Origin of the sequence: Mycolicibacterium duvalii (assembly GCF_010726645.1) — a bacterium.
Lineage (GTDB): Bacteria > Actinomycetota > Actinomycetes > Mycobacteriales > Mycobacteriaceae > Mycobacterium > Mycobacterium duvalii.
Genome location: NZ_AP022563.1, coordinates 2,685,243 through 2,697,726 on the forward strand (window position 1 = coordinate 2,685,243; position 12,484 = coordinate 2,697,726).

The following is a 12,484-nucleotide window of genomic DNA, read 5'->3' on the forward strand; positions in this document are numbered from 1 at the left end:
CCGCAGGCACCGCCCTAGACTGGCGCGATGGGTACCGGGGAACAGCGCGCCGGGGTCGACCTGACCAACCTCGACCAGGAACTGGCCGCCGAATCCGGTGCCACCAAACGCGACCTGGTCGACTACCTCGACGCAGTCGCCGACCGCATGGTGCCCGTGCTGGCGGGGCGACCATTGACGGTGCTGCGCGCCTTGCGGGGACGGGCGCCGTTCATGCAGAAGAACGTTCCGAAGTACACCCCGGAATGGGTTCGCACGGTGACGATCTGGGCCGAGTCGTCGCACCGGGAGATCCGGTACGCCGTCTGTGACGATCGCCGTACCCTGCTGTGGCTGGCCAATCAGCGTGCCATCGAGTTCCATCCGGCGCTCGGCCTGGCCGAGGACCTCTACCGGCCCACGCACCTGGTACTCGATCTCGACCCGCCCGGCGGCGCCGACTTCCGCAGCGTCGTGCGGGTCGCTCACCTGGTTCGACAAGCGTTGGCCGACAGTGGGTTATCCGGTGCGGTGAAGACCAGCGGTTCGCGTGGTGTGCACATCTTCGTACCCATCGACGACAGCGCCCCGGTCGACGACGTCGCCGCGGCGACCCGTGCCCTCGCGGCGCGCACCGAAGCGTTGGATCCGTCGGCCGCCACGACGGCGTTCATCGTCGAGGATCGGCAGGGCAAGGTGTTCGTCGACGCCACCCGAGCCGGCGGGGCCACCGTCGCATCGGCCTACAGCCCGCGGCTGCGCCCGGGAACCCCGGTGTCGTTTCCGCTGTCCTGGTCGGATCTGGAGCAGGTGACCCCCGCAGACCTCACCGTCCGCACCGCCGTCGACGCGCTGGCCGGGCGCGACCCGTGGACCGAGACCATGCCCGCCCCGCAGCGCCTGCCCGACGCGCTGATCGAACACGGCAGAACCATTCCGGTGGCCCGGGTGGCCGCGATGCACGAGGGCAAACGCCGCGCCCGCGCCCGCCGTGCCGGCACCTAGGTTTCCGGGGCGGGCCGCACGGTCGCGACGCCGGTGAGACCGCTGACGGTCAGCACAGGCAGCAGAATCGGGTTGACGACGAGTTCGATCGCGTCAGCGTGCTCGAACAAAATGTTGATCGCGCCGCTGTCGAGGTAGTCGACACCGCTGAGGTCGACGAGCAGGATGGCGCCGTCGCTGGCCGCCCGCGCGGCCGCGATCGCATCACCGAAGACGGCGACGTTGCTCATGTCGAGCTCACCGACGGCCGTCAGGACGGTGGTGCCGTCGGCGCGACGCTCGGTGCCGACGTCGAGAGGCGTCGCCATCACCGAATCCTCGTGTGCATCTGGACCGTGGTCCCCGCGGACTGGGCGTCGATGGTGACCTCCTGCATCAGCGCACGCATCAACGAGATGCCCCGGCCGCGATGTGCCGACGGCACCGCCGCGGGCACCTTCCAGCGGCCGGTGTCGGCGACGGTCAGATGCAACTGGTCGGCCAGTGCGACCGCTCGCAGCCGCACGGCGCCGCCCGGCGAGTCGCGATGACCGTGCTCGATGGCGTTGGCCACCGCCTCCCCCACCGCGATCAGGACATCCAGCGACTGCTCGGTCCCGACGCCGGCGCGGTCCAGCCACTCCCGCAACGCGGCCCGGCTGGACGCCAGCTCCGCAACGTGCGCCGGTATGTCCAGCTCCAGCGGTCCGGGCTGGCGGTAGAGCAGGAGCGCGACGTCGTCGCGGTAGCCGTCCTGCGACGCCAACCGCGCCATGATGATGTCGGCCAGCTCGTTGAGCGCGGTGGACCGATGGGCCTGCACCACGTCGGTGGCGCGCGCGATACCGGCGTCGATCGATTCGCGCCGACGCTCGACCAGTCCGTCGGTGTAGAGCAGCAGCGTCGACCGCGCCGGCATCGTGGTGCGCGCCTCTGGCCGCTCGGGCGCGTACGTCAATCCCAACGGCGTCGCACGGGCCTGGTCGAGCAGGCTGGTGGACCGGTCGGCACCGACCAGGATCGGCGGAGGGTGCCCGGCACAGGAGTAGACCAGGTCACCGGTCGAGGGGTCGAGCACCCCGGCGAACGCCGTGGTGCACCGTGCCCCGGGCAGTCGGGCCGCGAAGCGGTCCAGCCCCGCCAGCGCTCGCGCCGGGCTGGGATGCTCGAGAAGCAGTGCGCGACAGGCGCTGCGCAGCTGGCCCATCACCGTCGCCGCGTCCAGCCCGTGTCCGACACAGTCTCCGACGACCACGGCGATCCGGCCGTCGTCGAGAGGAACGACGTCATACCAGTCGCCTCCGACCTCGAGCGGCCGGGTGGCCGGCTGATAGCGCACCGCAAAGCCGCTCGACACTGCCGGCCCGAGGATCGCGTGCTGGAGCGCCAGCGCCGTCTCGCGCTGCTGGTCGATCTGGTGCACCCGGTGCAGGCCCTGGCCGAGCCGACCGGCAAGCACCGTCAGCAACGTGTGGTCCTCGTCGGTGAACCGCCGCTGCTCTGCCAACTCGACGTAGAGCACGAGGACACCTCGAGGATGCTGCAGCGCCACACCGGCTGATCCGGCGTGAGCGATCTCGGGGGCAAGCAGTTCGCCGTCGCGCAGCGCGATGACGGTCTGCCGGGTCTGCTCGGACAACCCGTCCCATTGCGCTGGCGCCCCGACGCAGATCAGGGGAGGAGCCGAGTCATCGTCCTCTCGGCTGCCGGCGGCGGGCAGCGTGATGGCGAGGACCCGGCGCGCCTGCCATACCTGCTGCAGTTCCCGGGCAGCGGCACGGACGGCTTCGTCGAGCGTATCCGCCTGAGCCAGGGCCTGATTCAGTGATGAGAGCGCCGTCTCGCGCTGCACCAGGTAGTGCTCGGCGGTGACGTCGCGCATGGTTCCCACCACCACCGTGCGACCGGTGTTGGGATCGTGCGCCCGAGTGAAAGTCGTGGCGACCCAGAGTCGGTGGCCGTCGCGGTGGTTGACCGGTACCGCCGAGACCGTGCCGTGCGGCAACTCCTGCATACTGCGCAGCGTCTCGGCGACCCGTTGGTGCGCCTCGGGGTCAGTGTCGATCGACGGCCACCACGGGTATTCCGGACGGTACGGCAGCCCCGATGCGTCATAACCCAGGATGTGGCCGAACGCATTGTTGATCTCGATGACCGCGCCGTCGGTGTCCACGACGAAGAACGCCTCCTGCAGCGAATCCACCAGCGCCGTGCGCCAGCGCGCGTGGTGATCACGCAACCGGGCCAGATCGACGTTGGCCCGCACCCGCGCCAGCAGTTCGGCCGCCGCGAAGGGTTTGACCACGTAGTCGTCGGCCCCGGCCTCCAAGCCGCTGATCGAGGCCTCCTGCCCGGCGCGTGCGGAGAGCAGCAGGATCGGCACCGCGGCGGTGCGCCGGTCCGCGCGCAACGCGGCCACCAACGCCAGGCCGTCCACCCGCGGCATCATCACGTCGCTGATCACCAGATCAGGCGCGTTCGTGCGCACGGCGTCGAGCGCCTGTTGACCGTCGAGGACGGCGTCGACCTGGTAGCCGTCCGAACGCAACAGCCGCGTCAGGTAGCCGCGCATGTCGGCGTTGTCGTCGGCGATCAGAATCCGCGTCGGTTGGCCATCGTCATTGTTGTTTGCCGCCGACCCGACGGCGGTGTCCTCCGGCGCCGGCACCTCGGTGGCGGGGTCGGGTGGGCCGACTCCGGAGGGCAGCCACCGCAGCGCCTCCTCGACGTAGGCGTCCGCGCCGACACCGGCGCCCCGCCGCCCGACTGCGGCCGCGATCGCATTGTCGGGAAGATGGGCGGTGCCGAACGGAATACGGATGGTGAAGGTGGTGCCGGCGGATTCAGCGCTGTGGGCGACTATGGTGCCGCCGTGCAGTTCCACCAGTTCCTTGACCAGGGCCAGGCCGATCCCGCTGCCCTCGTGCGAGCGGGCCTGCGCGTTCTCGATCCGGTGGAAACGCTCGAACAGCCGGGGCATCTCGGCGGCGGGCACGCCGGTACCGGTGTCGGACACCACGACCACGGCCGCGTCGCCCGCGCGGCGGACACGCACACTGATCGAGCCGTCGAAGGTGAACTTCAACGCGTTCGACAGCAGGTTGAAGACGACCTTCTCCCACATGTCGCGGTCGACGTACACCGGTTCGCCCAGCGGCGGGCAGTCCACGTCGAGGGCCAGGCCGGCACGTTCCACCGCGGAGCGGAACACACCGGCCAGTTCGGCGGTCATGGTGGCGAGGTCGACCGGCGCGTAGTTGGCTTGGGTGCGGCCGGCTTCGATGCGCGAGAAGTCCAGCAGCGTGTTGACCAGTTTGGTCAAGCGTAATCCGTTGCGCCACACGACATCGAGTTCCTGCCGCACACCCTGGTCGAGATCCTGGGCTCGACGCAGTTCAGCGACCGGATCGAGAATCAACGTCAGCGGGGTGCGGAACTCGTGGCTGATGTTGGAGAAGAACGTGGTCTTGGCCCGGTCCAGCTCGGCCAGTTCCTCGGCCCGGCGCTGCTGGCTGCGGTAACTGCGGGCCAACCCGATGCCGGCCGCGATGTGACCGGCGACCAGGGTGACGAAGCCGCGGTAGGCATCGTCAAGCAGCCGGTAGCGGTTCAAGCCGGCAACCAGAAAACCGACGGGCGAATCACCCTGTTGCAGAAGCGGTACCACCAGCGCCCGGCTGGGCGGTTTGCGCCAGTCGCCGGTCGGCAGATCCGGGTACCGGTCGGCGGTGAGCTCGACGAGAACCGACTCGCCCGCCGCGGCCCCGGCGGTCGGCCACAGGTTGTCGCCGTCGCGGGCCAGTTCGGCGACTGCGATCGGATGACCGTCGGGCACCCCGCTGCGCCCGGCCAGCCGGGCGGAACCATCCTCGGCGTAGAGGTAGGTCAGCGTGAACGGCAGGTCGCGCAGATTCTGCGACAGCTGCCGGTCGGCGAACGCCATGATCTCGTTCTCGGTGCGCACCACACTCGGGTCCGAACCCAGATCGCGCAGGGTGGCCATCCGGCGCTCACCGATCACCTGCACGGTGTCCTCGCTGACCACGCACAGCAACCCCACCACATCACCGGAATCGTCGTGCAGCGGACTGTAGCTGAACGTGTGGTAGGACTCCTCGGTGTAGCCGGACCGCTCGACGAACAGCAGCAACTCGGTGTCCCAGGTGGACTCTTCGCTGGACAGAACCTGTTCGACGCGGGGGACGACGTCGGCCCAGATCTCGGCCCACACCTCAGAGGCCGGCCGGCCCAGCGCCCACGGATACTTGCGCCCGAGCGAATCGCGACGGTACGCGTCGTTGCAGAAGAAGGTGAGTTCCGGCCCCCACCCCATCCACATCGGGAACCGCGATGACAGCAAGATGCTGACGGCGGTCTGCAGACTCTGCGGCCACGTCTGCGGTTGCCCCAGCGGGGTGGCCGTCCAGTCCACCTTCGCGTAGTCCAGGCCGATAGCACCCCCGGCGTCGAAAATCGTTGTTTCAGAACGACTTTCAGCCATGGTGCGCATTCGGCGTGTCGAGCTTCGTCTCAGCGGTCACTCCGGGGCGCGATCGTCGGACAGCGCGGCCGCCACCGATCGGTACGGCCGCAACACGCGATCCAGCTTGGTGATCTCGAGCGGCCGGGTGACCTCGGTGTTTGTGGCGACCACGCGCACTGCCACGCCCGCCTCGACACCCCGTTCGAAACAACCCAGCACCGCGTTGAGCCCAGCGCTGCCGAAGTAGGTGACGTCGCCGAGATCGATCACGACCACCCGCGCCGCAGCCTCGAGCGCCCGACCGATCCCGTCGTCGAGCACCGGATGCAGAACTTCGATTGTGCCCGAGTCGATCTCCCCCTTGACCGACACCAGGATCGCCCCGCCGGCGTCCTCGGACCGCACATCTAACGGACCCACCGGCCTCCGTATCCACCCCTCGCCATCTGACGTCCACTTTCTCTAGTTACTGCCCGCGGCCGTACCGACCCGTTGATGGACGGTCAGCAGAATATGGTCGAACTCGTGGCGCAGCGCCCCCGTGTTGACCTCCACGGCGCCGAGGTCGGCGACCAGTTGCGTCGCCAGCGTACGCAACTTGATGTTGGTCTCCTGCGAACGCCACTGCAGGATCTTGAACGCCTGTTCGGCATCGACGCGGTACACCAGCATCAACGCGCCCTTCGCCTGCTCGATCGCGGCCCGGGCCTCGAACAGATCCGGCAGTGACTCGTCGAGCGCTGCGCGCCGGGCCTGAGCCAGGGTGTCGGTGAGATCGATGTAATAACCCTCGGTCCCGATCACCGCGCCGCGGTTGTCGTACATCCGGTCGGCGAGCACCAGCACCGAATGCTCGCGGCCCTCGGTGTCGATGAAGCGGTGCCGGCTGGAGAACGAGCCGCCGGCGTGCAGCGCCCGATCGAGTAGCTCCTGCACGTGCTGCCGATCGTCGGGGTGCTTGTGGGCCAGCAACAACTCGGTGGTCGGGGTGACCGTTCCCGGCTGGTAGCCGTGCATCAGGGCCACCTCGTCGGACCACTCCCACCGCTGGCCCACGAACCAGAAGCGGAACTCCCCCGCGCGCAGATCGCGCGTCACGCCGGTGCCCCGACCGGGCGGCGCGGTTCGTGCAGGATCTGCCATCAGCGCATTATTCCATCTTCTCCGGATTGGGAGGTGAGTTAGCTGAGCTCCGCCGCCGCAGCTCACCTGCGGATTATCGCGATCTGCGCAACAGTGGCTGGTCGGCCAGCCGCCGCGCCGCCGCGTAGAGCACCGCGCCCACCGCCAACAGGATCGCGCCGAACAGCCACACCGTGGCGCTCTGCTGGGTCAGCAGCAGCACGCAGGATCCGACGGCGAGCACGGGCACGGCCGTCCAGACCCGGAAGTGATCGTGGTCGACGGGGTCACGGCGAAGCACCAACACCGCGACGTTGGTCGAGGTGAACACGAAAAGCAGCAGCAGCACCACGGTCTCGGCGAGGGTGGACAGATCGCCGGTCAACGTCAGCAGCATCGCCACCACGGTGGTCGCGACGATGGCCACCCACGGGGTGCGCCGGTTGGGCAGCACGGTCGCCAGTCCCCCGGGAAGCAGCCCCTGCACCGCCATGCCGTAGGTCAGCCGGCTGGCCATGATCATGGTCAGCAACGCCCCGTTGGCCACGGCGATCAGCGCGATGAGGCTGAACAGCCATTCCGGAACCCCCACGCCGGTGGCCGATACGACCTCCAGCAACGGGCCCGACGACTGCGCCAGGTCCTCGGAGGGCAGCGCGATCGCACTGGCCAGTCCGACCAGCGCATAGATGACTCCGGCGGTGATCAACGAGCCGAACAGGGCTCGCGGGTAGACCCGGGTCGGGTTGCGGATCTCTTCGACGACGTTGGCTGACGTCTCGAACCCGACGAACGAGTAGTACGCGATGATGGCGCCGCCGAGGATCGCCAGCGCCGGTGTGGTGTCTTCGGGGAACTGCCCGACCCGCGACACGTCGCCGCCACCGCGGCCGATCATGATCGCGACGACCGCGATCACGATCAGCAGGCCGGTCAGCTCGATCATCGTCATCACCACGTTGGACTTCAGCGACTCGCTGATACCGCGTGCATTCAGCGCCGCCACCAGCGCCAGGAACACCAGCGCGGCCGGAATGACCGGGACGTCGACGAAGGTGGCCAGGTAGTCCCCGGCGAACGCCAGCGACAGGCCGGCGGCGCTGGTCACCCCGGCGGCGAGCATGCTGAAGCCGACCAGAAACGAGATCAGCGGTTTCTTGAACGCCCGTTCGGCGAAGACCGCGGCGCCTCCCGCCCGCGGATACTTCGTCACCAGTTCCGCATAGGAGCCCGCGGTGAGCAGCGCGAGCAGCAGTGCCAGCACCATCGGCGCCCACAGCACCCCGCCGACCTCCTCGGAGAGCACACCCATCAACGCGTACACGCCGGCACCGAGCACGTCGCCGAGGATGAACAGGAACAACAGCGGCCCGGTGATCTTGCGGGCCAGCCGCGTGGGTTCGGCCTCGGTCTTCGCGGCGGCGTCGGTGTCAGACGACATGGTCGGTCTCCCGTCGGATCGGACGATCGACGCGCCAGGGCCGCGCGCCGTGTCGAGGCATACCCCCCGCCGCGCGATCGAAAGCAGTCCGCCGGGACGCCAGAACCAGCTCGGTACCCGTTTTTTCGGCGTTGCGATCACGCCCGCGGCCGCAGCGGCCAGAATCAGCAGATGCGTTTCGGCAACTTCATGGCACCGTTCCACCCCGTCGGTCAGAACCCGACGCTGGCGCTGGAACGCGATCTCGAGCTGATCGTCGCGATGGACCGGCTGGGCTTCCACGAGGCATGGGTCGGCGAGCACCACTCGGCGGGGTTCGAGATCATCGCCTCTCCGGAGGTGTTCATCGGGGTGGCGGCCGAACGAACCAAACACATCAAGCTCGGCACCGGGGTCAGTTCACTGCCGTACCACCATCCGCTGATGCTCGCCGATCGCATGGTGCTGCTCGATCACCTCACCCGGGGCAGGGTCATGCTCGGATGCGGCCCGGGCCAACTGACCTCCGACGCGCACATGCTCGGTATCCCCGCCGACGCGCAGCGCCCCCGGATGGAGGAATGCCTGGACGCGATCGTGCGGCTGCTGCGCGGCGAGACGGTGACCATGGACACCGACGGCTTCACCTTGGCCGATGCCCGTCTGCAACTGCGGCCCTACAGCGACCCGTGCTTCGACATCGCCGTCGCGGCGACGTTCTCGCCGACCGGGCCGCGCGGCGCGGGCAGGCACGGTATCGGCATGCTCTCGATCGCGGCGACTGCCAAGCAGGGCATGGATCTGCTGGCCCAGCACTGGAACACCTGGCAGGAGGTCGCCGCGGAGCACGGTCATGTCGCCGACCGCTCGAAGTGGCGCCTGGTGGGGCCGATGCATCTCGCCGAGACCCGCGAGCAGGCCGAGCGTGACGTCGAGTACGGCATCGCCGACTTCTCCCGCTACTTCGCACACCTGCTGCCGGCCGGACCGGTACAGGGTGACACCGTCGCCGAGATCGTCGAGAACAATCGGACGTCGGGATTCGCGGTGATCGGCACCCCCGACGACGCGATCGCCAAGATCGAGGACCTGGTCGAGGCGAGCGACGGCGGATTCGGGGCCTTCCTGCTGTTCGACCACGACTGGGCACCGCCGGCGGCGAAGCTGCACAGCTATGAACTGTTCGCGCAGTACGTGATTCCGCACTTCACCGGGCAACTCGCCGCGCCGAAGGCGTCGCAAGACTGGGTCACCGGCAGCGGTACGACCTTCGTGGACCGGGCCGCGCACGCCATCGGCAAGGCGATCGAAGACCATGCGGCCGAACAGGCGGCCAAGCAGGTGCGGTAGGTCTCAGCCGTCCTCGTCCGCCGCCTCAGCCGGCTGGACCAGCAGCGCCAGACCGTGCAGCGGGGCGATCTCCACGGCGAAGCTGTGCAGGTCGTCGACGGTGGTCAGGTCGTGGCCACTGAACATGTCCGACACCTGAGCGCCAGGCGGCAGGAACTCCGAGCGCACGCTGCCGGCGATGTGTTCGTTGGCGAAGTTCAGCACGGTCAGCCCCAGCTGTCCCCCGCCGTCGAGTTCGTGGACCATCACCAGCATTCCGCGATGCGACACCTCGGGGATGTCGACCTGCCGGCTGATGGCGATCCCGTAGTGCGAACGCACCTTCAGGATCGCCTGCAGCTGCCGGACGAAGCTGGTGTCATCGGCGAGCTGATCGGGGATCGACCCGTACAGGCAGCGCCCGGCCGGCATCCCGGCCGTCGACTGCGTGGCACGCGGGTTGGCCCCCATCAGGTCGTGCGCGCCCCGGTTGATCCAGCGTGTGTCACCGCCGGCCACCAGTTCGGCGACCTCGCCGACCGGCAGGGTGAGCATCCCGCACAAATCCCAGCCCGACAGCGCGAAGACCCCGGGTTGCAGCGCGTTGAACATCGCCAGCAGCAGGTGGGCGCGGCGGATGTCGTCGATCTCGGTGATCTGGTCGAGATCGACGATGCCCAGAGCCGCACACACCACACTGGCCGTGGTGCAGGCGATTCCGTTCGTCGTGAACGTTCGGTTGTACGGCGCGTCCGGCCCGGTCAGATGCTCGATCAGGTCACCACGAACACTGGCGGCGATCTGTTCTCCGGTCATCTCGTCGCCCTTGAAGTAGTAGACGTCGTCGCGGTGACCGTGCTCCCAGTGCAGCAGTTCGTAGGTCAGCTCGTCGTGGTTCTGCAGCGCGTGCACCAGTGAGGCCGGGTCGACGCCGAGATCGAGGGTGGTGCGCAACGTCAGGCGCAGGAACTCGGTGTCGCCGGTGGCCAGCGCGTGGTGATAGGCGGGCCGGTTGACGAAGTCGTAGGACAGGTCCGCGCCGGCCTCGCCGATCTGGCGGATGTCGTCGATGGTCAGGTTGAGTTCCTGGAAGGTGAAACCACCGACCTTGCGCACCATGCTCGCGATCAGGTGGTTGGCGGCCTCCGACAACGGATGGCCCTCCGACCACGCCGAGTTGCCTTCACTGGCCGCCTTCTCCACGCCCAGGAAGCCGTTGGCGTCCAACCGCAGCGCGCCGGTGCCGAGGTCGGCCAGCGAGTGCAGTGCGTCGCCGATGACCAGCCGCATCCCGGCGAAGGACGGGTCCAGCCAGTTGATCGACGGTTGGCCGTCCTTGAAGTAGTGCAGATACACCCACCGCCGCTCGACGCCGTCGACGCCGGTGACCGGCCGGGTCACACTCCAGTTGGTCTCCTTGATGCCCTCGGCGTAGAAGATGACCCGCTGCAGGCGGCCGATGATGTAGCCGGCCTTGTCCAGCCATTCCTCGGTCTCGGCGTCGATGTTGACCGAGTCCGCCCCGGCCGGGACGTCGGGCAGCTTGTGCCAGTCGCGGGGGTCGATGTCGACCATGTGATAGATGCCCGGATAGTCGGCGTACTTCATCTCGGCGAGCCGGAAGTCCGCGCCCTTGCCGGTATGGCCGGGCACGATGTCGTCGATGATGGTGCCCCCGTACCACGCTGCGGTGGCGCACATCTGGCGGAACTCGTCTTCGGTGCCGAAGGCCGGATCGATCTGGGTGCCGATCCGGTCGAAGTGGCCGTCCACGCTCGGCGTGTACCGCCAGCCCGAGATGCCGCCCGCGCGTTTGACCGGGCCGGTGTGGACGGCTTCGATTCCGATCTCGGCGAACGCCTTCCACATGTCTTCGCTGGCCATCGCTTTGAGAAACGACTCGTCCGGGCGGGTGATCAGGGACAGCGGGTATGCGGTGAACCACACCGACGCGGTGTCGACGGCTGCACGCGGGTTGGGGGTGGCGTAGGGGTTCTGCCACATCGAGCCCTGACCGGAGAACTGTGAACTGATCTCGTTGGCGTCGGCGAGCATCGACTGTGCGCGCAGCCACTCCACATACGCCGGGTTGTTGCCGTTGGCCGGGCCGTCCTGGGCGATGGACCGCCGCGCGAACGGGGTCTTGACCCGAGGTCGGAAGCGCAGCGTGCGGGGCCGCGCGGGGTGCAGATGTTCGGCATAGGTTGGCTCGACCGGCTCGGGCGCGTCATCGCTGTCGGCCAACTCCGACATAACCGTCCTCCTGACTTCCACCTACTGAGTTTCCCCTCGGAGCGGGCACACCGCGATGTGAGGGATTATTGCCCCCGCGCCGCCGGCGGAAACCGATTGCTGCTCGAGGGCCTGTCGCGGTCAGTCGAACAAGCGGTCCAACGCGTCGCGCTCGAGTTCGATCCACCGTCTGACCCGGCGCCGTACCCCGTCGACCTCGTCGGGGTCCATATGGTGAGCCCCGTCCGGAGTCAGCCGGCAGATGTCCATCGGCCCGCCGACACTGGGTGATGACGCGTCCAGGGCGTCGAGCACCCGCAGCGCGGCGACCACGCCGTAGTCGAGGTCACGCTCGCTCATCCGGAAGTGGGTGAGCAGCGCGTGGGCCTGTTGGGCCTGCGGCGCGCCACTGCCGACGGCCTGGAAGCCGGTCTCCTCGTGGTGCCCGATGAGCCCGTTCGGGTCGAGGTCGACGATGAACGGTTCGTCACCGGAGTAGCCGGCGGCCAGCACGTAGGTGGCCGGGGTGCCGGCGGTCTCCTGACCGGGCACTTGCGGGATGAATGCGTCGTAGTGGTGCTTCAGTATGGGCAGCACCCTGGCCTGCAGCGCGTGCCCGATGTTCTTGGATTCGACGATCGCGTCGGCTTCGTCGTGGAAGACCTGTTCGACGTCGTAGAGCACTGCCCGCGAGCCGCTGCCGCCCCACGCCGCGTATCGGCCCAGCGAGTGCAACTTCTGGGCCGGGTAGGTCAGCCCGCGACCGGGATCGGTGATCTGCGAATCCGAGGCCAGCACAATGCCGTTCGCACACCGGATGGCCAGAACGACGGTCACGCTGCAACTCTTTTCGGCACGGGCATGAATCGATGGTCTCACGGCCGGAACGGCACCTGGGTGGAGCCAACCGGGGACCGGAGGAGCCTGATCGACCA

At 68.4% G+C, this 12,484-nt stretch carries 9 protein-coding genes; 2 read left to right on the forward strand and 7 right to left on the reverse strand.

Annotated elements, in window-relative coordinates; translation table 11 throughout:
* Nucleotides 1–27 precede the first annotated feature (27 nt).
* Nucleotides 28–984, forward strand: a complete 957-nt coding sequence (locus tag G6N31_RS12625) for a DNA polymerase domain-containing protein (RefSeq protein ID WP_098002867.1) — start codon at nucleotides 28–30, stop codon at nucleotides 982–984.
* Here G6N31_RS12625 and G6N31_RS12630 read toward each other — a convergent pair.
* The 5 genes from G6N31_RS12630 to G6N31_RS12650 all read right to left on the reverse strand — a co-directional run bounded on the left by G6N31_RS12630 (nucleotide 981) and on the right by G6N31_RS12650 (nucleotide 8,009).
* A complete protein-coding gene (locus tag G6N31_RS12630; protein ID WP_098002868.1) occupies nucleotides 981–1,292 on the reverse strand; it encodes an STAS domain-containing protein in 312 nt (103 codons plus the stop codon). The two genes, G6N31_RS12625 and G6N31_RS12630, sit on opposite strands and share 4 nt — an antisense overlap.
* Nucleotides 1,292–5,464: a SpoIIE family protein phosphatase gene (locus tag G6N31_RS12635; protein ID WP_179964303.1), complete on the reverse strand. Its 4,173-nt coding sequence runs from the start codon at nucleotides 5,462–5,464 to the stop codon at nucleotides 1,292–1,294. The genes G6N31_RS12630 and G6N31_RS12635 overlap by 1 nt, the downstream gene beginning before the upstream one ends.
* Before the next feature lie 36 nt (nucleotides 5,465–5,500).
* On the reverse strand, nucleotides 5,501–5,866 hold the full coding sequence (locus tag G6N31_RS12640) for an STAS domain-containing protein (RefSeq protein WP_098002870.1): 366 nt from the start codon (nucleotides 5,864–5,866) through the stop codon (nucleotides 5,501–5,503).
* Between the two features lie 42 nt (nucleotides 5,867–5,908).
* The gene (locus G6N31_RS12645) at nucleotides 5,909–6,589 is read right to left on the reverse strand and encodes a PAS and ANTAR domain-containing protein (protein WP_098002871.1); all 681 of its coding nucleotides are present in this window, start codon (nucleotides 6,587–6,589) and stop codon (nucleotides 5,909–5,911) included.
* Between the two features lie 73 nt (nucleotides 6,590–6,662).
* A complete protein-coding gene (locus G6N31_RS12650; protein WP_098002872.1) occupies nucleotides 6,663–8,009 on the reverse strand; it encodes an APC family permease in 1,347 nt (448 codons plus the stop codon).
* Nucleotides 8,010–8,180: 171 nt separating this feature from the next.
* Between G6N31_RS12650 and G6N31_RS12655 the strand changes: the two genes are divergently transcribed.
* On the forward strand, nucleotides 8,181–9,338 hold the full coding sequence (locus tag G6N31_RS12655; protein WP_098002873.1) for an LLM class flavin-dependent oxidoreductase: 1,158 nt from the start codon (nucleotides 8,181–8,183) through the stop codon (nucleotides 9,336–9,338).
* Between the two features lie 3 nt (nucleotides 9,339–9,341).
* Here the strand turns inward: G6N31_RS12655 and treS are convergent, their stop codons facing one another.
* Both treS and G6N31_RS12665 read right to left on the reverse strand, forming a co-directional pair.
* Nucleotides 9,342–11,570, reverse strand: coding sequence for a maltose alpha-D-glucosyltransferase (gene treS, locus G6N31_RS12660; protein ID WP_098002874.1), 2,229 nt, complete (start codon nucleotides 11,568–11,570; stop codon nucleotides 9,342–9,344).
* A gap of 120 nt (nucleotides 11,571–11,690) precedes the next feature.
* Nucleotides 11,691–12,386 carry an Ntn hydrolase family protein gene (locus tag G6N31_RS12665; RefSeq protein ID WP_098002875.1) on the reverse strand — a complete coding sequence of 232 codons (696 nt, stop codon included), beginning with the start codon at nucleotides 12,384–12,386 and terminating at the stop codon, nucleotides 11,691–11,693.
* Nucleotides 12,387–12,484: the final 98 nt, after the last annotated feature.